Genomic DNA, 22,203 nt, shown 5'->3' on the forward strand with positions numbered 1-22,203 from the left:
TTTACTGTGCATTTGGCTACAAAGTTAGCAAATAAAAGTGAGAAAACGGGGCTTATAGACTGATAAGTTTACACATATAGAGAATGTATTACCCATCGATAGTGCTTTTAGAAAGTCCTTTTTTGTTAGAATGGTAGACGTTGTTTGGAGAATAAAGTGTATCTTTGCACATATAAAAAAAGTGTATCTGTTTAAGGTACAGAACCATTTAAAGTAATTCCAAATAGCGAAGATTTATGAATATACTTAAGTTTAAGCCACTGCTGAAAACAACCATCTGGGGCGGAGAAAAGATTGTTCCGTTCAAACATTTGGACAGTAATGAGAAGCAAGTAGGCGAAAGTTGGGAAGTTTCAGGTGTGAAAGACAATGAGAGTATAGTTGCTGAAGGCGACTATGCAGGCTGGAAACTAAATGATCTTGTTGCCTCTTTGAAGGATAAGTTAGTGGGAAAAGAGAACTACGAACGCTTTGGTAATGAGTTTCCTCTGCTTGTTAAGTTTATCGATGCACGTCAGCAACTCTCTATTCAGGTACATCCAACTGATGAACAGGCACAGGCTTTGGGTAAGAGTAGGGGTAAAACGGAGATGTGGTACGTTATGAAGTCAGATGCTGATGCCTCTTTACGAAGTGGCTTGAAGCAGCAGATTACCCCTGAAGAGTATACAGCGATGGTGGAGAACGATACCATTACAGATGCTCTGGCTGAGTATTCTGTTAAAGAAGGTGACGTGTTCTTCCTTCCTGCAGGGCGTATTCACTCTATCGGTACTGGTTGTTTCTTGGCTGAGATACAGGAAACAAGCGACATTACTTACCGTATTTACGATTTCAAACGCAAGGATAAAGAAGGAAACTATCGACAGTTGCACACGAAAGAGGCTGCCGCATGTATAGATTATACGGTCTATCCAGACTACAGAACAAAGTATGAACCACGGAAGGATGAGCCAGTTGAGTTGGTTCGTTGTCCTTATTTCACCACGTCTGTATACGATCTTACGGAACCAATGACGATAGATTATAGTGACTTAGACTCCTTTGTAATCTTCGTAGGCTTGTCTGGTAGTGGCGAGATAACGGATGCTGAAGGGAACGTTACTCCTTTCCAGGCAGGCGAAAGTGTTCTTTTACCAGCTACAATGACAACTGTGAAGGTCTCTGGAACAATCAAGTTCCTGGAGTCTTATGTGTAAAACTGGATTCTTACTCACTACTTTTGATAGTTTGAAAGCCAAGTTTAGGGTTGTAGGAAATATCTTAACAGTTTTTACTTTGGCTACGATAGGAAAGTAGGAGATAATGTTTAAAATCTTGTTTTGTAACCATCAGAATGCCAGTTAGTTATTAAAGGTAAAATAAAAGATGCCCTTTTGCGTTGCAAAAGGGCATCTTTTACACATCAAAAGGGCATGTTTTGCGTTGCAAAAGGGCACCTTTTACAACGCAAAAGAGCATCGTTTAAAAGCAGGTTGTGATATTATTTTACATAAACCACGTAGTATCTCTGTCTTGTTAATCAACTTATGGGTTGAAATTAGCAGATTTGTACCTTGTCAAAGTACTATTCTTCCTTGCCTGTTACGGCTATTTTCCCTTATTTCTTATCATCATCTTTTGCCTCAGTGGGTGCAGAAGATGCCTCAACCTCATTCAGTTTGTGCTCTTTAGTGACGTAACGTTGCCAGTAAGCAATGATGAGTGTTGTTAGAGGTAGGGCTATGATAAGTCCAATAAAGCCTAACAGGGCACCCCAAACAGAAAGGGAAAGAAGCAGAATAGCAGGGTTCAAGCCCATTGCCTTACCCATGATCTTTGGCGTTATCACCATATCCATCAGTACTTGAACAATGGCAAAGACGGCTAAAGCAGAGCCAAATATGATCCAAAAGTTCTGCCCTGTGTCTGCAGCCTTTAGTAAAGCAAGAAACGCAGTAGGGATAAGTGCAAAGGTATGGAGATAAGGTATAAGATTCAGAATACCTATAAGGATTCCCATACCGATAGCCATCGGGAAGTCAATGATTGTAAAGCCGATGCAAAAAAGGATTCCCAGACATAGCGAAACCAATCCTTGTCCACGTATATAGTTGTTCAATTCACGTTCAACATCCTTTGCTAAACCAGCCCAGAAAGGGCGTACGTTCTTGGGAAATATCTTTATCCAGTTCTCTGTTAGTGTCTCATAATCGAGCAAAATAAAGAACATGTAGAGTAAAGTAATGACCGATGCGATGATAGAAATGACTATACTTGCCGTCTGACCGATTACCGAAAACAGCTTGGGCATGGCAGTTTTAATGGTATTTGTGAAGTCTGGACTCTTCAGATACTTCTCTATTTGTTCCTGATTCTCTAAGATCCACCGTTGAATGATAGTTGCAATGTTGCTTGTATGGGCTGTTTCATGTACATATCGGTTGATGATATGGGTGAAACGGTCCACCTGATCGAGCATAGGAGGTATGATAAACATGAAGATTGCCGTGATGATAGCTACAACAAAGGCAAGTGTTACGATAATGCTTATTGCTCTTCCTGGTACGTGTAGTTTGTATTGTACGAACTTTACGATAGGGTAGAGCAGGTAAGCAAGGAACCATGCAATGAAAAATGGTAGTAAAACTTCTGATAGTCCTTTGATAATCAAAAACACAGCAACGGCTGCAAGCGCCATCAATGACCATCGAATGAATTTATCGAATGTGATAACTTGTGGCATAAAGTATTATCCTTTTAAAATCATTTTTTCTCTTCTTTGAGGGCCTTTTGGTAACATTCTCGGCATAAAGGCTCATATTCTTGTTGCTCTCCAAGCATGACACGATGGTCATCAGCTATGAGTCGATGGCTGACATAGGCCAATGCGCCACACTTTACACAGATAGCATGTACCTTGGTTACTTCATCTGCAACAGCACAAAGTGCAGGTATTGGACCAAAAGGAACACCTTTGTAGTCCATATCCAGTCCTGCTACGATGACGCGGACACCATTGTTTGCCAATTGATTGCATACATCCATCAGCCCATCATCTAAGAACTGAGCTTCATCTATGCCCACAACATCAATGTCTGAAGCAAGGAGTAGAATGTTACCAGAGGAGTCAATGGGAGTTGAACGTATGGTATTCTGGTCATGACTGACAACGTTTTCTTCCGAATAACGTGTGTCAATTGATGACTTAAAGATCTCAACTCTCTGCTTAGCGAACTGTGCTCGCTTCATACGTCGGATGAGTTCTTCTGTCTTACCAGAGAACATACTCCCGCAAATAACCTCTATACGTCCCCTTCGACGTCTCTCTCCATTTAAATTATCCATAGATATCATATGTCATGCAAAGATAAATAAAAATCCTAAGAACAGTTAATTGTTCGAGGTTAAATGACTAATGAGTAGTTTTTTATTGCCTTATTTATATATTAAAAGGCTTTGCTAAGGGATTTGATAGTTGTGTAAAAAAGCCTAATTTATTTTGGCTTCTTTGTGTTTTACTATACATTTGCAGCCGATATATGGGAATATTATACCTTGTACCGACGCCGGTTGGAAACATGGAGGACATGACACTCCGTGCAATCAGAATCCTTAAGGAAGCTGATCTAGTTTTGTGTGAAGATACGCGGACCTCTGGTATCTTACTGAAACACTTCGAAATAAAGAATCATCTGATGTCTCATCATAAGTTTAATGAGCACAGTACGTCTGCAGGAATAGTCAATCGATTGAAAGCAGGGGAAACGATTGCGCTCATTTCGGATGCTGGTACGCCTGGAATCAGTGACCCTGGCTTCTTTCTTGCACGTGAAGCGGCTGCCAATGGTATCACTGTTCAAACTCTTCCAGGGGCTACTGCCTTTGTTCCAGCATTGGTTTCAAGTGGTCTTCCATGTGATCGTTTCTGCTTTGAAGGCTTCTTGCCACAGAAGAAAGGACGTAAAACACAGTTGGAAAGTCTGGTAGATGAAACGCGAACAATGGTTTTCTATGAGTCTCCTTATCGTGTAGTGAAAACCTTAGAACAGTTTGCTGAGGTCTTTGGAACCGAACGACAGGTTAGTTGTTGTAGGGAAATATCAAAGATTCATGAGGAAAGTGTGCGTGGAACGTTGGCTGATGTCATTGCTCACTTCAAGGAAACAGAACCGCGTGGTGAGTTTGTTATTGTCGTCGCAGGCAAAGAAAAGGTTAAAAGTTCTGATAAAAACAAAGTAAATAGATAATAAAGAAGAGAACTGATAAAAACGAATAATTATGAAAAAGCTATTAATTTTGGCAGCATGTGGTGTCTTTGCACTTGCATCCTGCAACCAAGACAAGAAGTCAGCTCTTAACTCAGCTGATGTTCAAAATGACTCTTTACGCGCTATTATAGACGCACGTGATAATGAAATTAATGACATGATGAGTACGCTGAATGATATTCAGCAAGGCTTTTCTGATATTAATGCGGCAGAGAATCGTGTAACAATCGCTAAGGATGGCGAACGTGCAGATAAGGCAGCACAAGTAAAAGAGAACATTCAGTTCATTGCTCAGCGCATGAAAGAGAACCGTGAACTCATCAAAAAGCTACAGCAGCAGTTGCGTGAGACTGGCTTTAAGGGTGAGGCTATGAGAAAAACTCTCGCACAATTGACTACTCAGTTGGGCCAGAAGGAGGCTGAATTGAAGAAACTTCGTGCTGAGCTTGATTCAAAGAATATTCACATTAAGGAACTTGATGAGACTATTACAGGCTTAAATACTGACGTAACGAATCTGAAGACCGATAAGGAAAACTTGACAACTGAGAAGGAAAACCTTACTAAGGAGAAAGAGAATCTTCAGACAGAGAGCAACCAGAAGACTGAAACTATCAATACTCAAGATAGACAACTGAATACTGGTTGGTACGTATTCGGTACAAAGAGCGAGCTGAAAGCACAGCGAATCCTCGATGGAGGTAAGGTTTTGCAGGGCTCATTCAACAAAGGTTACTTCACAAAGATTGATATCCGTGTTACTAAGGAGATTAAACTTTACAGTAAGAGTGCGCGTCTTTTGACTTCTCACCCGAGCAACAGTTACTCACTTACAACGGATACTAACGGTCAGTATGTACTTCGTATCTCTGATCCACAGACCTTCTGGAGCACAAGTAAATACTTGGTTATTCAGGTTAGATAATCATAAAATACAAAATAAGAAAGAGGAGATGTGTTATAACAGCACATCTCCTTTTTTATTTCTCCAAACTTATTCCTGTCTTATAATTGGATATATTCAGAAGAGGGTAACTCTTTCTTCAAAAAGGTTGACGGTTTCTTTAAAAAAGGTAGACCTTTTTGCCCAAAAAGGTCTACCTTTTTTGTAATCGCGTTATCTGTTATGTCAACTTCAGCAAAGCCCAAAGAAACCACTATTGAAGTGGTACTTCGTCTTTTAGATTTACTAATTTCGTGGTAAACAATAGGCTGAGTGTGACGAAGCCTGCACCTATTGCCAGTCCGATATACTGAATGTTGTGAAGCAAAGTAAGGATGAATTCCGATTCAGTCCCATTGATATATCTGTCAAAGATGTTAGGCAGTGTGAAACTTGCAAGCGTCACAATACAGCCCAAAACAACCCCAACAACAAGCAGTTTAAGCGACATCAGTTTGTTCTTTCGGCTCTCCGCACGTTGATATGCCTTGACTTCTTCGATGAGTTCCATCTGTCGTTGCAGTCTTTGCATAAAGGCATTGTCATCCGATAGTTGTGGATGATAGTCCGAGAGCAAGTCTTTCAAGAATTTATCTTCGTTCATCTTTCCAAAATATGTTTAAGTTCTTGCCGTCCACGTGAGAGTTGTTTCTTAATTGCATCCTCACTGTTTTCGGTTATCTCTGCAATCTCTTTTATCTGATAACCCTGCATATAATGAAGCAGGATACTTGTGCGCATTGTCTCCGAGAGCGTTGCCAACGCAGTGTGTAGTTCTTGATAGCGGAAGGCTTCATCACTCTTACTGTTTCCTTGGAGCGTGATAGCCTTCTCAAGGGGTAGTTCCTGTTGGTGTTTCTGTTTGCGACGAGAGTCTATGAAGACACGATAAGCAATTTTCATTAGCCAAGCCGAGAACTGTCCACGTTCGTCATATTGACTACTGCGAAGGTAGGCTTTGATGAGAGCCTCTTGAGCAATATCGTCAGCTTCAGCACTATTGCCGCAGCATAAAGCCGTCAGGAACCGGCGTAGATGTGCCTGTTCCCGACTGACCTGTTCGACGAATTGTTCTCTTGTCATAATAACCTAATCGTTGTCTTTCAAGTTTTCCAAAGTCTTTTTGGCATTGTTGTAGGCTACCAACAGCCCACAGCTTACTGCCAATGGGACAACGCCAAATACAAAACCTATACCGATATTTCCTTTGTAAAAGCCTTGCAGGATGCTCAGAACTATGATAGCCAAGATGCCTGTCGCCCCTACGATAAGGCATATTGTTCCCCAAAGCATTTCCTTATGCATTTTTGTCATCAGTTGCTCTTTATATGACTTTTTGGGAGAGTTCAGTTTGTTGAGGAACTCCTGTATGTCAACCTCAGGATTCTTTTCAATAACAGCCATTATAATCTCACTCCTTTTGGTCGCTTCAAGTTGTTTGTTTCTATAGTAGAACCAAACTATTACGATTGGAAGAACTACTACAATTGCTATCGGAACGAGACTTTCAATAATTGATATTAATATTACATAATTCATAATCATTTATTTTTAATATGTTATACATTTGGTTTTCTTTCTGAACCGATTCACTTGTATAACGTTATTAGTTTGTAGAAGGTGACATCAAAGGCATAAATTTATTTGTTTTATGGTATTAATTGTATTCTTGATAATGGTTCTTTTTTATGCTTACAATAACTTTTGAGCAAATTATTTACATGTAAATAATTCGTTGGAGTGTAGCTATAAGAGGTTAAAAGGGCATCTATCAGCAGTTTATTTCTTACCTCTAATAATCGTAGAGAGCACAAGTAAAATCCTTTCTCTTTCCTTTCTATATCTTTATTAGTATACTTGAGTTCGGGATAAGTTTAGTATGAAAAAAGTTCCAAGTGCCTTGATTTTTCCACATACACTGGCAGTGCCTCTGGCTTGTTCTCAAAGAAGCAGTATGCTGTAAGGGCAGAACACAAGTTCATGATAAAGTTGTGTATCGAGCGGTGTCTTGAGTGAACAAGGTTGGCTTTGTTCTTGAGTAGTTCGTTAATGCACTCGATAATGTATCTTTTCCTCAGCATAATCTTGTCCCACATAGGCATCAGTTTGTTCTTCATCTTAGCCTTGAGCCCATGAACGAGTTGGATACCTTGACTGAACAGACTATCAAAGAGTTCCTGCTTGATGTACCCTCTATCAGCAAAGATCTTCCCAAATAAGACCTTTGCAAATACCGTCCATACCCTGCTATCTCTGTCATCCACATTTGCTCCTGTAAGACAGAACGTTATCACTTCACCAGAATCATTGCATAGCAGGTGCAGCTTGAATCCATGACACCAGCCCATGGTACCCTTTCCGTCCTTGGCGAGGCCGGCAAAGACTTTGTTGTAATATCGTCGTACATTGTGACATACGGGTATCATTGTGCTGTCAACGAATGTTATACCCGTACACTTGCCGAAGGCATAGAGCTTCATGAACAGCATCATCTTAAAGAACACTCTTGGCATGAGTTCAACGAAGCGGTTATAGGAAACCGCGTCGGGAAAATCCTGACGCATCACCCCTTTGACCCAATTCAAATAATACTCCTTGAAATTGCGATATGCGCCGAAATGATAGCATACCAAAATGGTCATAATCTCACTTTCCGAGAGTCTGCCCTTGCGGTTTCGGTAGCGTTTGCCGTCACTGTTATGGGACGGTAGACGCAGGTTTTTCGCTAATTCGGCACTCAAATTCTTATCAAACTCGTCGATTATACAGAAAATTTCAGTAACTTTGTCCTTGGTAATCATCGTTCAAAAATCTTGTAATCTATTGATTTTCACCTATAAAGATACGAATTTTTGACGAGATTACCAACTTTTTCAAGCCTTTTCTTATCCCGAACTCGCGTAGTATCAGGAACAGAGGTGATGTCTTAACTCCTTTCACTCCCTTTCACTCCTTAACTCCTCAAAACCTACCTTCTCTCTTGGAAGAATCGCTGCATCAAGGCACGACATTCTTCTTCCATCACACCGTAAGTAACATTAGCTTTTGGGTGGAAAGCTTTGGGTGCATACTCGTGGTAACCCCGTTTTTCATCAGGACAACCGTAGACAATGCGCCGAAGTTGTGCCCAGCCGATAGCACCAGCACACATGATGCAAGGCTCAACTGTCACATATAGCGTGCAATCTTGCAGATATTTCCCTCCCAACTCATTGGCAGCCATGGTTATTGCTTGCATTTCTGCATGTGCAGTAACGTCATTGAGCGTCTCTGTCAGGTTATGGGCACGAGCGATGATACGGTCTTTGCATACAACGACTGCGCCCACTGGGATTTCACCTTCTTTATAGGCAGCTTCGGCTTCCACCAATGCACGCTGCATATAGTATAGGTCTTTCTTGCTTTGTTCTTCTGTACTCATGCTGCAAAAATACGAGTTTTATTTTGATTTTACGAAAGATTATCCTAACTTTGCGCTGTAATAAAAATGTAAGAAAGGTGCATGGCTTTGCATAATGATATAGGGCGGTGGGGAGAAGACGTTGCTGTAAGTTATCTTCAGCAGCAAGGCTATGTCATTTTGCATCGAGATTGGAGCTATAGGCATCGTGATTTAGATATTGTAGCCATAGATAAAGGCACACTTGTTATCATCGAAGTGAAGACACGTCGTGATGAACGTTATGCCAATGCCGATGAGGCTGTGACCCCACAGAAGGTCCGTTCGTTGTCCATCGCTGCCAATGCGTATGTCAAACAGTATGGTATCAGCCTTGATATTCGCTTTGATATCATCACAATAGTAGGTCAACCCACGGACATTCATGAGGTAAGACAGGTTAAAGATGCCTTTCTTCCTTTCATATAAAAGTACGAGGATAAATGAAGATAATAGACGCAATGTTAGGCTTTCTGAAGCCATCTGCTGAGAAAAAGCCTGATGTGAAGGTTATTCATCTTGACTCTGTAGATAGTACAAACAGCTATCTGCGGACTTACGTACCTACAGAGAATGAACCAATGACGGTTGTTGTGGCTGATTATCAGTCGGCAGGACGCGGTCAAGGTACTAACACTTGGGAGAGTGAAGAGGGTAAGAATCTCCTCTTTTCAGTCCTTGTTCATCCTGTGATGATACCCGTTCGGAGTCAGTTCTTACTCTCTGAAGCTGGTGCCTTGGCTTTAAGAGACGCTTTACCAGATGAGATAAAGGATGAAATTCGACTGAAATGGCCGAATGATATCTATTGGAAAGACAAGAAACTCAGTGGAACTCTGATAGAAACAAAGCTGGGTGGTGGTCATATAAAGGATTGTATCTTTGGCGTTGGACTGAATGTTAATCAGTCAATGTTCCATAGTGATGCACTTAATCCAGTCTCTCTTTGCCAGATTTTAGGGCATGAAGTGGAAAAAGAAGAGCTCTTGAATAAAATAATAAAGAAGTTTTCGGAGTTCTATCATTTGTTAGAGATGGGTGGATACAATGATATTAGTGCGATGTATCACGATGTCTTGTATCGCCGAGGAGGCTTTCATAAGTTCCGGGATGCCGATGGCGAGTTTGAAGGAGCAATCGTTGAAGTAGAAGATGATGGGCATCTTATCCTTCGTGACCGCAGTGGTATGATTCGTGAATATCAGTTTAAAGAAGTAGAATTTATTATTAATTGAGCGAGTAGGAGATTGAGTGAGGATTGAAAGAGAATGCCATGAAAGCTATTTGGATTGGCTGATGAGCGCATGAAACGAAAATTATTATTTAGTCAAAGTGTGTATCGTATATGGTATAAACTCCTCTAATACCTTAAATATCTTAACTCCCTAGATAAAAAACAGTAAGTTATGGCAAGATTTAAAAGAATCTTATTAAAGCTCTCTGGTGAGAGTCTAATGGGCAAACAAGGCTTTGGTATTGATCCAGAACGTCTTGATGACTATGCCAAACAGATAAAAGAAGTACATGATATGGGTGTACAGATCGGTATTGTCATAGGTGGTGGCAATATATTCCGTGGTCTTAGCGGTAGTCAGAAAGGCTTTGACCGTGTGAAAGGAGACCAGATGGGGATGTGCGCAACCGTCATAAACTCCCTTGCACTTAGTTCTGCGTTGGAAGCTATAGGTGCAAAAGCCAAGGTGTTGACCGCTATTCGTATGGAACCTATTGGTGAATACTATAGCAAATGGAAAGCTATTGAGGCTATGGAAGCCGGAAGTATCTGTATCTTCTCTGCTGGAACAGGTTGTCCTTACTTCACAACTGACACGGGTTCAAGCCTTCGTGGTATTGAAATAGAGGCTGACGTAATGCTGAAAGGGACACGTGTTGATGGCATTTATACCGCCGATCCAGAGAAAGATCCTACTGCAACGAAGTTCTCAGACATTACTTATGATGAAATATATAACAAGGGTTTGAAGGTGATGGACCTCACTGCAACAACCATGTGTAAGGAAAATAACCTGCCTATCTACGTCTTTAATATGGATGTTGTTGGCAATTTGAAGAAAGTAATGGATGGTGAAAACATTGGAACCTTAGTACATAATTAATAAAATAATACAAGTCAAATGAAAAAAAGACAATTATTAACTCTCATTTTTTCCCTGTTGGTGAGTATAGTCGCTATGGGACAACAGAACCCTGTACATGTTTCTGTACAGCAGAAGCGTGTGTCTCCAACAGAGGTTGATATCATTTTTGCAGCTAAGATCGCATCAGGGTGGCACGTATATTCCACTGGTCTGCCAGCTGGAGGTCCTAATTCCACTGTTCTGCGTTTGGATAATGCGGAAGGTGTAAGCCCTGTTGGCAAGCTTACTGCCCATGGAAAAGAGCTGAATGTATTTGATAAAGCTTTTGATATGAAGCTCCGTTATTTTGAAAATAGCGTCAGCTTCGTTCAACGTTATAAGATAACTGCTAAGACATACAGCATAAAAGGTTATTTGGAATACAGTACCTGTAATGAAGAAATGTGTATGCCTCCAATGCAGGTGGAGTTCAACTTCAAAGGGAATGGCCCTGCTTCTGCTCCTGCAGCAGCACCTTCAGACGTAGAAAAAAAAACGACTGACGCAGCTGTAGCTACCCCAACAGAAGCTGAAGGAACAGCTGCTTTGTCAGCAATGACGGCAGATACTACTAAAAATGTGACTGCTTCAACAGCTGATTCTGCAGCGAGTGTAGCACCAGCTGCTACCTCTGGGACAAATGATTCAGACCTTTGGCAACCTGTAATCAAGGAGTTGAAGGCCTTTAATACCGCTCAAAACACTGACAATGCCTCACTATGGTACATCTTCTTTATGGGTATTGTCGGTGGTTTGGTTGCTCTTTTGACACCATGTGTATGGCCTATTATCCCGATGACTGTAAGCTTTTTCCTCAAAAGAGCTAAGGATGACCGTAAGAAAGGTATCCGTGATGCAGTGACATACGGACTCTCTATCATTGTCATTTACATGGGTTTGGCAACGATTGTGACAGCTGCTTTCGGCCCACAGAAGCTGAATGAGCTTGCAACAAATGCACCTTTCAATATCTTCTTCTTCCTTTTGTTGGCTGTATTTGCCTTCAGTTTCTTCGGATGGTTCGAACTTCGACTACCTTCTTCATGGGGAAATGCTGTTGATAACAAGGCTGCTGCAACGACAGGACTGTTCTCAATCTTCCTGATGGCATTCACTTTGTCACTCGTAAGTTTCTCTTGTACAGCACCAGTAGTAGGACTTCTTCTCGTACAGGCAGCCACAAGTGGCGATTGGGTAGCACCTGCTGTGGGAATGTTTGGCTTTGCTTTGGCTCTTGCCTTGCCTTTCACACTCTTTGCTCTCTTCCCATCTTGGTTGAAGCAGGCACCAAAATCAGGTTCATGGATGAATATGGTCAAGGTTGTTCTTGGCTTTGTTGAACTTGCATTCTCGCTGAAGTTCCTTTCAGTTGCCGACCTTGCATATGGCTGGCATATACTTGATCGTGAGACATTCCTTTCTATTTGGATAGCACTCTTTGCACTTCTCGGTTTGTATCTCATTGGTAAACTCAAGTTCCCACATGACGATCCCGATCAAAAAGCAATGCCAGTTCCTGCAATTATGTTAGGACTTTGTTCGTTGGCTTTCTCTGTTTATATGCTTCCTGGGCTTTGGGGTGCACCTTGTAAGGCTGTCAGTGCTTTTGCTCCTCCTATCAATACGCAGGATTTTAACCTTGCTCCACAGACTGTTCATGCACAGTATACTGACTATGAAGAGGGTATGCGTGCTGCTGCAGCAGCTGGTAAGCCTGTGCTTTTGGACTTTACTGGTTTCGGATGTGTCAACTGTCGTAAGATGGAGGCAGCCGTTTGGACTGATTCACGTGTAGCTGAGAAGCTAATGAAGGACTATGTTCTCATTTCACTTTATGTGGATGACAAGACTCCATTGAAGCAACCTGTTGAGGTGAAGCGTCCTGATGGCACCATGCGTACGCTCCGTACGGTGGGTGACAAGTGGAGTTATTTAGAGGAAACAAAGTTCGGTTACCTTGCACAACCATTCTATGTACCACTTGATAATCAAGGAAAACCGTTGAACGGGAGCTTCAGTTACAAAGAGGATATACCCGGTTATCTTGATTTCCTCAACAAAGGACTCGAGAATTATCAGGCAAAACGATAATATTCGTTGGACTTCTACTGCACTGTGTTCGGCATAATGATGGTTGAAGGCAGATAACGAGAGGTCTCATTGAAAGTAAAATGGCACAAAGGCAATCGCCCTCTGTGCCATTTTTTTATGTCTAACACTTTAGTGTTGTTTGCGATTTAAATCCCACTGATACTGTTTCGTTGGACGAATGATAATGCTATTGATGTAAAATAACTTCATTATTGATTTTCGAAAGACGCCCTTTTGCGTTGTAAAAGATGCCCTTTTACCATGCAAAAGGTGCCCTTTTGATGTGCAAAAGATGCCCTTTTGAAACGCAAAAGGGCATCTTTTACAAACCTGTTTGTAACAGTTTGGTTATCTGTTTGTTACAAATCCGTTTTGGATAGGTTTTTGTCTATTCTCTCAATATTCGTAGTTCTCTTTCTGTAATATTATTTCTTAATTGTCTTTTAGCCTTCTGCGATTGTTCCTACATGAACTTATCAACTTATGAAAGTGTAAGGTTGAAGATTCCAAAGAGTGCATGTTAAGAATGGGGAAACATGGGTTTGAAATGCTTTGTGATTGATAAAAATGTAGAAAAATGAAGTTTTTTATTATAATTTATTGACTTATTGTTTTTTTTTCTATCTTTGCGAAGTGATATTATTATCATAATCATTAATCTGAGAGCTATGCCTGCATGCCCTTGAATACTAATTATTACTTATGAGAAAACTAATACTTGTCTTCGGTCTGTTATGCATTGGGTTAACACTTTGTGCCCAATCAATCTCTGGTGTTGTTCTTGACAGCCAGGAAAAGCCATTGCCTTATGCCAATGTTGTTGTCCTATCGGCAAAGGATTCAGGCTTTGTCGTTGGTACGATAACCGATGAAAAAGGAAAATTCCGTGTGGATAAAGCCGCCGTGGGGGATATTCTGAAGGTCTCTTTCATTGGTTATGAACCTTATGTCACAACCCTTAACACCCTTGATGCGCTAACAATAGTACTGAAAGAAGATGCTCATCTAATGTCAGAAGTGGTTGTTAAAGGGAATGTTCCTCAACATAAACTTACCATAGAGGGTGTACAGACGAATGTAGAAAACACACTCTTGAGCAAGTTAGGTACTTGTGAGGATGTCCTGACACATATCCCTGGGTTGACAAAGCAGCGAAATGGTTATGAAGTCTTTGGCAGGGGCGCACCTATTATATATATAAACGGAAGGTTGATGCGTGATGGTGCAGAGTTGGAAAGACTGAAGTCGAGCGACATCAAGAGTGTTGAGGTAATAACAAACCCAGGTGCTAAGTATAATGCAGCAGTAAAGGCTGTTGTGAAAATACGTACAAAGAAGGTACAGGGAGACGGTTTCGGATTTGATGTTAGATCGTCCTACTACCAGTCGGAAAACGTTGATCTTTCAGACAGACTGAACTGGAATTACCGCCATAAGCGCTTAGATGTGTTTGGTAGTCATGGTTATACGCTTGATAATGGTTATTATCCCAGTACGATAACAACAGTTGTTCGCACTGATACACTATGGAATCAGAAGCTTGAACAAGATACACGAGAGAAGGCAATATACTTTAAGAATACGCTCGGAGCTGACTATCAGTTGAATGATAGTAACTCCATTGGTTTTAAATATACTGTCAATTTTCATCATGAGTCGCCTAAACCGAATAATATCAGTAGTGAGGTGACTGCTGACGGTGTGTTTTATGACCATCTTAACACGTTGTCTGTGCGCAAGGAAACTTATAAACCAGCCCACTTCCTGAATCTTTATTACGTAGGAAAGCTGGGGAAAATGGATGTTGATATGAATGTTGACTACCTCTATAATAACTCACGTGACAACACATCGACACATGAACAAAGTCAGAGTAGAACCAGTCGTACCGTCACTTCTAACCATTTGGAACGCAACAGGCTCTTTGCTTCTAAGCTAACGCTTGGTTATCCGCTTCTCGGGGGTAATCTGTCGGCAGGTGCAGAGTACACCTATACGAACCGTAATGACGATTACATTAATCCTGAACATTATGTCCCCACATCGTATGCACAGCTGAAAGAGTCGAACATCGCACCTTTCGTGGAATATACTCATATGCTTCCTATCTGCCAGCTGACCGTAGGATTACGGTGGGAAAACACCCGTTTTAACTACTATGAAGACGGGCAACACATTCCTTCTCAGAGCCGTTCGTTCAGTAATCTGTTCCCGAGTATCTCCGCAGCAACGCAAATAGGTAATGTGCAACTCCAACTTGCATATGCTGCAAAGACGCGTCGCCCGTCGTACAGTCAGCTGAGTAATAATGTCAGCTATGGTAATCGCTTCCTTCTTCAGTCGGGTAATCCACTTTTGAAGCATGAGTATATCCATACCATCTCTTTGGGTGGCGCATGGAAATTCATACAGTTTGGTGTTGCTTACAACGATCGTCGTAATGCAATAGTGTTTTGGAGCAATCAGGATAGGAACAGTTCTTCCATCTCACGGTTGACCTTCAGGAACCTTCCTAGTATAAAAAATGTGATGGCAAAACTTGCTTTTAGCCCAAAGATAGGTATTTGGAATCCTGAAGTCAGTTTCCTTATGAAGAAGCAATGGCTTAATCTTCAGACAGATATCCAGACGTATAAGCTGAACAAACCAATCCTTAAGTTTGTCTTCAATAATACGTTTGACTTTGGCAAAGGCTGGATCTTTGATATGGAGTCATATTTTGTGAGGAAAGGAGATGATGAAGTTGGATCCATGGTGAGCAATACTGGGGCAGTTGATGTGTCTCTTTCAAAGTCGTTCCTAAAGGATTGTCTCACGCTTCGGTTGGGTGGAACAGACTTGTTCCATACTGTTAAAGAAGGTGGAACAGCATATACCGGAGTCATGGAGACAAGTCAATTGAGCACATATGACAGTCGTCAGCTTGTCTTTACCGTTACATATAGGTTTAATTCAGCACGCAGTAAATACAAGGGAAAAGGTGCTGGTAATGCTGAAAAGCAGCGATTGTAAGTGCAAAAGTATTACTTTCGAGCCGTGAAAGTATAAGTAAGAAACACGTTTTAATGCAACAAAATAGCGCCTTCCACTATCGTGAAAGGCGCTATACTTATTCTTTAAAATGATGTTTCGTTATTGTTGTTTCGGTTCAGGGTCATCTACTTCTGTGAAATCAACATATTCTCCTTCGCTATCAGGGATGACTTGTTTGTTTCTTTTCTCTATCGGACGATTGTCTGTGACCGTATTTCCTTTCGTTTCAGTGCCCTCTTGTTGGTCATAAGGGTTGAATTGTCGGCGCGTACGCTTTATCTGCTTGTAAAAAGTATAGGTAATCCACAAGATCAAAGCAAGGAAAAAGATAAAGAAAAAGAGCGCAAACTTCAGAAGAAAAGTTATAAATGCTACCATGACTTTAAGTGTTTTAGTTTCTTATTCTTTAGCCCTTAGCTGTTGAAGGCTTGACAATGATAGAAAGAATCACATACCATGCAATGATAATAGCAAAGGAAGTGATGCCAAAGACAAGGAGAAGAGGAATGCAAGTGAGTAGGAAAATATACTTAACCTCGTTGCCTTTCCAACCCCATTGTTTGAACTTCAAGGCAAACATCGGGATCTCTGACACCAGTAACCATGAACTGATAGCAATCCCAATGAGTACTATATAAAGCATCCAGTCATGGTTTTCCATCTTATTACCAACCCCAACGAGGAGTGAACCCCAGAAAAGTGCGTTGGCAGGAGTTGGTAGTCCGATGAAACCCAATGCTTGTCGCTCGTCAAGATTGAACTTTGCAAGGCGTAAAGCAGAGAAAGCTGCCATGATATAAGCCACAAAAGGCAAGTAATCACGTAGTGGTTCAAGCATTGTTGGGTATGCCATGACCTGCAATTGACTGAAGATTATTGTTGAAGGAGCCACACCGAAGGTGACATCATCAGCCAATGAATCAAGCTCTTTGCCTATTGGTGAACTGACATGGAGCAACCTTGCCGTCATACCATCAAAGAAATCGAATACCGCACCGATGATAATCCATAGCAAAGCCATCTCTATGTTTCCGCCAAAAGCAAATGCAGTGGCAATACAACCAGAGATGAGGTTGCAACAAGTAATGCTGTTTGGGATATGTTTCTTCATTACTTTTGCTTATTTTTGAGGCTTAAGCTTGGCAATAACTGTCTGGTCACCTGTCGTGGCTTGCCCCATTTTGACACATACTTCAGAGCCAACAGGGAGGAAAATGTCCACACGACTGCCTAATTTAATGAACCCTAAGTGCTCATCAATGTAGCAATCTTCACCTTCTTTGGCGTAAGTAACAATGCGACGGGCCATGGCTCCTGCAATCTGTCGGCATAAAACGTCTGTGCCATCAGGTGTTGTGATGATCGTATCAGCATGTTCGTTCTCTTCACTTGCCTTAGGTAGCCATGCTTTATGGAAGTTTCCGTCGAAGTGTTTGACTGACTTTACAACACCATCAACAGGAAACCAGTTTGCATGGACATTCCATAGACTCATGAAAATGGATATCATTAAACGACGATCGTGAAAGTATTCATGCTCATCAACTTCCTCTATAACAACAATATGCCCATCTGCAGGTGCTACAACAATACCTTCTGTATCCTCACTTCCGAAATAACGGATAGGACAACGGTAGAAATTAAGAACTATACCGTAGATGGTACCGAAGACAACTGCAAATATCCAAAATGGTATCTTTGATGGAACTGCAAACCAAAGAATCAGTGCAATGAGAGCTAAACAGATGGCTCCATAGAGCAAAGTGTTGGTCCCTTCACGATGAATTCTTATCTTTTTGAGTTTCTTTTTTATTTTCCCCATGGTCGATAAACGACGAATTTGTTTGTTGCAAAGGTACTCCTTTTTTGTTATTTGCACAAATTTTCACTCTCATTCTTTTGGATATGTCGGCTTTTCATAGTAACTTTACACCTCAAAAAAGTATTAACTAATGGAAGATTTCGTACATTTACACGTTCATACCAATTACTCTATTCTTGATGGTCAGTCTAAAGTGACTCGCTTAGTGGATAAGGCTATTGCTGATGGGATGAAGGGTATGGCTATTACTGACCATGGTGTAATGTTCGGAATCAAGGAATTCTCTGATTATTGTGCCAAGATAAATAAGGAAAGGAAAGCTAAAGGGGAGGAACCTTTCAAGCCAATCTTTGGCTGTGAGATGTATGTTGCACGTCGTTCAATGCATGATAAAGAGAAAGATAAGCATGATAATTCAGGCTATCACCTTATTGTATTAGCTAAGAATTACAATGGCTATAAGAATCTTATCAAGCTTGTTTCACATGCGTGGGTTGATGGTTACTACTATAAACCACGTACAGATCGTGAGGAATTAGAGAAATATCACGAAGATCTGATAGTCTGTTCTGCTTGTATTGCAGGTGAAGTGCCAAATAAAATAATACGTGGAGATATAGAAGGAGCACGAGAAGCTTGTGAATGGTACCATCGAGTGTTTGGTGATGATTATTATTTGGAGTTACAAAGGCATGAAGTAAAGGACCCAACATTGGTAGCTAACCGTGAAGCTTACCCTCTACAACAGAAGGCAAACAAGGTATTGATGCAGTTCGCAAAGGAGTATGGGGTCAAACTTGTGTGTACAAATGACTGCCATTTTGAGGATAAAGAGACGGCAGAAGCACATGATCACTTGCTCTGTTTGTCAACGAATGAGGATCTTGATGACCCTAAACGAATGCGTTATTCAAAGCAGGAGTGGTTTAAAACACGTCAAGAGATGAATGAAGTGTTCTCTGATGTGCCTGAAGCCATGGCTAATACGTTGGAGATTCTTGATAAAATAGAAACCTATAGTATCGATCATGGGCCTATAATGCCTTTCTTCCCCATACCTGAAAGCTTTGGAACTGAGGAAGAATGGGAAAAGAAATTCACTGAAGCAGACCTATATAAGGAGTTTACGACGGATGAAAATGGGCTGAATCCATTGTCTGAGGAGGAAGGAAAGAAGGTCATTGCTCGCTTGGGAGGTTATGAAAAGATTTATCGAATCAAGTTTGAAGCTGACTATTTAGCTAAGTTAGCTTATGATGGAGCTAAGAAATTGTATGGTGATCCATTGTCAGAAGAGGTGAAAGAGCATATCCGTTTTGAGCTTCATGTAATGAAAACGATGGGTTTCCCTGGGTACTTCTTGATAGTACAGGACTTCATTAACGCTGCTCGTGAGGACTTAGGAGTAATGGTTGGACCAGGGCGTGGCTCTGCTGCAGGCTCAGTTGTAGCTTATTGTTTAGGCATTACAAAGATAGATCCTCTTAAATATGACTTGCTGTTTGAGCGTTTCTTAAACCCTGATCGTGTCAATCTCCCTGATATTGATACGGATTTTGATGATGATGGGCGTGGACGAGTGCTGCAATGGGTAATGGATAAGTATGGTCATGAGAATTGTGCACATATCATTACCTATTCAACTATGGCAACGAAGAACTCCATTAAGGATGTTGCACGTGTTGAGAAGCTACCTTTGGATGTGTCAAATGCTCTTTGTAAGGCTATCCCAGAACGGTTACCAGATGGCATGAAGATGAATCTAACGAATGCCATTAAGTGTACTCCACAGCTGCAAGATGCTGAAGTTAGTGAAGATATACGTGAGCGTAACACCATTAAGTATGCAAAGATGCTGGAAGGAACTGTGCGTGGTACGGGTATTCATGCTTGTGGTTTTATTATCTGTCGTAATCCTATTGATGACTGGGTTCCTGTATCAACAGCAACAGATCCAGACTTTCCCGAGAAGAAAGTGCCTGTAACTCAGTATGACGGACATGTTATTGAGTCTACAGGTCTTATCAAAATGGACTTCTTAGGACTGAAGACTTTGTCTGAATTGAAGGAGGCTTGCAAGGTTATTAAGCAGACAACTGGTGATGTTATCGACCTTGATAATATCCCGATTGATGATGAACTTACATATCAACTCTATCAGCGTGGACAGACAATTGGTACTTTCCAGTTTGAATCTGCTGGTATGCAGAAGTATCTTCGAGAACTACATCCAACTGTATTTGAGGACCTTATAGCCATGAATGCTCTCTATCGTCCAGGTCCAATGGATTATATTCCAGACTTTATCAAGCGTAAGAATGATCCTTCTTTGGTGAAGTATGATATCCCATGTATGGAGAAGTACCTTAAGGATACTTATGGTATAACGGTTTATCAAGAGCAAGTGATGCTTTTAAGTAGGCAATTAGCCAACTTTACTCGTGGTGAAAGTGATGCACTTCGTAAGGCTATGGGTAAGAAAAAGAAGGCTATTGTAGATCAAATGAAGCCGAAGTTCATCAAGCAAGGGCAGGAGAATGGTCATGATCCACAGGTGTTAGAGAAGATATGGAGTGACTGGGAGAAGTTTGCAAGTTATGCTTTTAATAAGTCACATGCTACTTGTTATTCATGGGTTGCTTATCAAACTGCTTACTTAAAGGCCCATTATCCAGCAGAGTATATGGCTGCTTTGATGACTCGAAGGTTCAGTCAGATAACTGAGATTACCAAGCTAATGGAAGAGTGTAAGGCTATGAAGATAGCTACACTTGGCCCTGATGTAAATGAAAGTCAGATAGGGTTTGGTGTTAACAAGCATGGTGAGATACGTTTCGGTCTGTCTGCAATAAAGGGAATGGGTGCCAGTGCTGCAGAGAGTATTGTACGTGAGCGGGAGGCAAATGGTCCCTATAAGGACATCTATGACTTTGCAGAACGTATTGATCTTAGTAATGTTAACCGTAAAGCTTTTGAGAGTCTTGCATACAGTGGAGGCTTTGATAGCTTTGGTTTACAGCGTGAACAATACTTCGGTGTTACAGGTAAAGGAGACTTATTCCTTGATACTATAGTCCGTTATGGGCAGCTCTTCCAGATGGAAAAGGCTGAACAACAGAATTCTTTGTTTGGTGGAATGGATGCTGTGGCAGTGATACATCCAGTGGCACCAAAGTCAGAAAAGTGGCCTACTATAGAGAAGTTGAATAAGGAACGTGAGCTTGTTGGTGTGTATTTGTCTGCACATCCATTAGATGAATATAGCGTTGTGTTGAGGAATATGTGTAATACGCATTGCTCACAGATTGGTCGTAATGCCGATATGACGCAGTTGTCGAAGACTGACGAAGTGACATTTGGCGGTATAGTAACAGCTGTTACGGAGCGATTCTCACAGAAAACTGGTAAGCCTTTTGGCTTTGTAACCATAGAAGACTTTGATGGTACGGGCGAATTAGCGCTCTTTGGCGATGATTGGGCACGATGGAATAACCTGTTAAAGGAGAACTATACCATCTTTGTTACAGCAAAATGTCAGCCTCGTTATCGTAATAATCCTTCTATGTTGGAGCTGAAAGTCCAGAATGTAGAGCAGCTTTACGATGTGAAAGCACATCGTTTGGAACGATTTACAATAACGGTTGATTCCGTGGCATTGGATGAAGAGTTGGTGTCAGAACTGTCAACCATCGTGGATGAGCATGTTGGGAATACCCGACTTTATATCCAATTGCGCACACCAGAGAACACTATGATTACGTTGCAGAGCCGCAATAAAGGTGTGAATGTAGACCGTAAGCTGATTGATTTCATTACTTCCAGTGACAAAATGGAGTTTAAGATCAATTAGAATGGCAATATAAAGTGGCACGGTCTTTGATGATAAAGAATACATTATATAATCAATTATAAAAAAGAAAAGAATCATGGAAGTTAAGATTACAGCAGAAAACTTTGAGACTTATAAGAATGGTGATTTACCATTGGTAGTAGATTTGTGGGCAACTTGGTGTGGTCCATGTAAGATGGTTGGTCCTATCATCTCTGAACTTGCGGAAGATTATGACGGTAAGATCGTTGTTGGTAAGTGCGATGTTGAGGAGAATGATGATGTAGCAATAGAGTATGGTGTGCGCAATATCCCAACTATCCTCTTCTTTAAGGGTGGTCAGTTGGTTGATAAGTTTGTTGGTGCAGCCCCTAAGAATGTTCTTGATGAGAAGTTCAAGGCTCTGTTGTAAGCAGATTCGGGAACAATACAAGAATTATTGAGTATAAGTAAAGCCATATCAGAGCCTCTCTTGAGGAGTCTGATATGGCTTTCTTTTTTGCTCTTTTACTTCTATCTTTCTTGTGTTTAGATAGGTTTCTTTGTAAAACAAATTCCCTATTACTTTTTAAAAGGGCATCTATTGCATCGTAAAAGGGCACCTTTCACATTGTAAAAGGTGCCCTTTTGCTGTGTAAAAGATGCCCTTTTGAAGTGC

At 41.1% G+C, this 22,203-nt stretch carries 20 protein-coding genes; 10 read left to right on the plus strand and 10 right to left on the minus strand.

Features of this window, described 5'->3' with window-relative positions:
- Positions 1-236: 236 nt before the first annotated feature.
- On the plus strand, positions 237-1,199 hold the full coding sequence (locus ACZ48L_RS08305; protein WP_025792818.1) for a type I phosphomannose isomerase catalytic subunit: 963 nt from the start codon (positions 237-239) through the stop codon (positions 1,197-1,199).
- Positions 1,200-1,600: 401 nt separating this feature from the next.
- On the opposite strand, the gene ACZ48L_RS08310 is transcribed toward ACZ48L_RS08305, so the two are convergent.
- Both ACZ48L_RS08310 and ACZ48L_RS08315 read right to left on the minus strand, forming a co-directional pair.
- Positions 1,601-2,725: an AI-2E family transporter gene (locus ACZ48L_RS08310; protein WP_314695284.1), complete on the minus strand. Its 1,125-nt coding sequence runs from the start codon at positions 2,723-2,725 to the stop codon at positions 1,601-1,603.
- Positions 2,726-2,745: 20 nt separating this feature from the next.
- On the minus strand, positions 2,746-3,336 hold the full coding sequence (locus ACZ48L_RS08315; RefSeq protein WP_008822066.1) for a thymidine kinase: 591 nt from the start codon (positions 3,334-3,336) through the stop codon (positions 2,746-2,748).
- Positions 3,337-3,521: 185 nt separating this feature from the next.
- On the opposite strand from ACZ48L_RS08315, the gene rsmI reads away from it, so the two are divergent.
- On the plus strand, positions 3,522-4,229 hold the full coding sequence (rsmI, locus tag ACZ48L_RS08320; protein WP_025792817.1) for a 16S rRNA (cytidine(1402)-2'-O)-methyltransferase: 708 nt from the start codon (positions 3,522-3,524) through the stop codon (positions 4,227-4,229).
- Positions 4,230-4,260: 31 nt separating this feature from the next.
- Positions 4,261-5,175, plus strand: a complete 915-nt coding sequence (locus ACZ48L_RS08325) for a Cbp1 family collagen-binding glycoprotein adhesin (protein WP_008822068.1) — start codon at positions 4,261-4,263, stop codon at positions 5,173-5,175.
- 232 nt (positions 5,176-5,407) lie between these two features.
- Here the strand turns inward: ACZ48L_RS08325 and ACZ48L_RS08330 are convergent, their stop codons facing one another.
- The 5 genes from ACZ48L_RS08330 to ACZ48L_RS08350 form a co-directional block, all read right to left on the minus strand.
- A complete protein-coding gene (locus ACZ48L_RS08330) occupies positions 5,408-5,797 on the minus strand; it encodes a hypothetical protein (protein ID WP_025792815.1) in 390 nt (129 codons plus the stop codon).
- Complete coding sequence (locus ACZ48L_RS08335; protein ID WP_025792814.1) at positions 5,794-6,276, minus strand: RNA polymerase sigma factor; 483 nt, start codon at positions 6,274-6,276, stop codon at positions 5,794-5,796. The genes ACZ48L_RS08330 and ACZ48L_RS08335 overlap by 4 nt, the downstream gene beginning before the upstream one ends.
- A gap of 6 nt (positions 6,277-6,282) precedes the next feature.
- Complete coding sequence (locus ACZ48L_RS08340) at positions 6,283-6,732, minus strand: hypothetical protein (RefSeq protein ID WP_025792813.1); 450 nt, start codon at positions 6,730-6,732, stop codon at positions 6,283-6,285.
- 335 nt (positions 6,733-7,067) lie between these two features.
- Positions 7,068-7,994, minus strand: a complete 927-nt coding sequence (locus tag ACZ48L_RS08345; RefSeq protein WP_155716760.1) for an IS982 family transposase — start codon at positions 7,992-7,994, stop codon at positions 7,068-7,070.
- A gap of 167 nt (positions 7,995-8,161) precedes the next feature.
- On the minus strand, positions 8,162-8,614 hold the full coding sequence (locus ACZ48L_RS08350) for a nucleoside deaminase (protein ID WP_025792035.1): 453 nt from the start codon (positions 8,612-8,614) through the stop codon (positions 8,162-8,164).
- 81 nt (positions 8,615-8,695) lie between these two features.
- Here ACZ48L_RS08350 and ACZ48L_RS08355 point away from each other — a divergent pair, with 81 nt between their 5' ends.
- The 5 genes from ACZ48L_RS08355 (at position 8,696) to ACZ48L_RS08375 (ending at position 15,873) form a co-directional block, all read left to right on the plus strand.
- On the plus strand, positions 8,696-9,061 hold the full coding sequence (locus ACZ48L_RS08355) for a YraN family protein (protein WP_008822073.1): 366 nt from the start codon (positions 8,696-8,698) through the stop codon (positions 9,059-9,061).
- A 14-nt stretch (positions 9,062-9,075) separates the two neighbouring features.
- The gene (locus ACZ48L_RS08360; protein WP_025792037.1) at positions 9,076-9,867 is read left to right on the plus strand and encodes a biotin--[acetyl-CoA-carboxylase] ligase; all 792 of its coding nucleotides are present in this window, start codon (positions 9,076-9,078) and stop codon (positions 9,865-9,867) included.
- A 171-nt stretch (positions 9,868-10,038) separates the two neighbouring features.
- Positions 10,039-10,749, plus strand: coding sequence for a UMP kinase (pyrH, locus tag ACZ48L_RS08365; RefSeq protein WP_008822075.1), 711 nt, complete (start codon positions 10,039-10,041; stop codon positions 10,747-10,749).
- 18 nt (positions 10,750-10,767) lie between these two features.
- Entirely contained in the window at positions 10,768-12,861 is a 2,094-nt protein-coding gene (locus ACZ48L_RS08370; protein ID WP_025792039.1) for a cytochrome c biogenesis protein CcdA, read from the plus strand.
- Positions 12,862-13,563: 702 nt separating this feature from the next.
- The gene (locus tag ACZ48L_RS08375; protein ID WP_025792041.1) at positions 13,564-15,873 is read left to right on the plus strand and encodes an outer membrane beta-barrel protein; all 2,310 of its coding nucleotides are present in this window, start codon (positions 13,564-13,566) and stop codon (positions 15,871-15,873) included.
- 120 nt (positions 15,874-15,993) lie between these two features.
- On the opposite strand, the gene ACZ48L_RS08380 is transcribed toward ACZ48L_RS08375, so the two are convergent.
- From ACZ48L_RS08380 to ACZ48L_RS08390, 3 genes are read right to left on the minus strand one after another with little or no spacing between them, the layout of a single operon-like run.
- Positions 15,994-16,272 carry a hypothetical protein gene (locus tag ACZ48L_RS08380; RefSeq protein WP_025792042.1) on the minus strand — a complete coding sequence of 93 codons (279 nt, stop codon included), beginning with the start codon at positions 16,270-16,272 and terminating at the stop codon, positions 15,994-15,996.
- A gap of 28 nt (positions 16,273-16,300) precedes the next feature.
- Positions 16,301-17,005 carry a CDP-diacylglycerol--serine O-phosphatidyltransferase gene (gene pssA, locus ACZ48L_RS08385; protein ID WP_008822079.1) on the minus strand — a complete coding sequence of 235 codons (705 nt, stop codon included), beginning with the start codon at positions 17,003-17,005 and terminating at the stop codon, positions 16,301-16,303.
- A gap of 9 nt (positions 17,006-17,014) precedes the next feature.
- Positions 17,015-17,716: a phosphatidylserine decarboxylase family protein gene (locus ACZ48L_RS08390; RefSeq protein WP_040559218.1), complete on the minus strand. Its 702-nt coding sequence runs from the start codon at positions 17,714-17,716 to the stop codon at positions 17,015-17,017.
- A gap of 130 nt (positions 17,717-17,846) precedes the next feature.
- Between ACZ48L_RS08390 and dnaE the strand changes: the two genes are divergently transcribed.
- Both dnaE and trxA read left to right on the plus strand, forming a co-directional pair.
- Positions 17,847-21,566, plus strand: coding sequence for a DNA polymerase III subunit alpha (dnaE, locus tag ACZ48L_RS08395; protein ID WP_025792044.1), 3,720 nt, complete (start codon positions 17,847-17,849; stop codon positions 21,564-21,566).
- Positions 21,567-21,642: 76 nt separating this feature from the next.
- Positions 21,643-21,957 carry a thioredoxin gene (gene trxA, locus ACZ48L_RS08400; RefSeq protein WP_025792046.1) on the plus strand — a complete coding sequence of 105 codons (315 nt, stop codon included), beginning with the start codon at positions 21,643-21,645 and terminating at the stop codon, positions 21,955-21,957.
- Positions 21,958-22,203 lie beyond the last annotated feature (246 nt).

It is taken from the genome of Prevotella histicola (assembly GCF_055385135.1).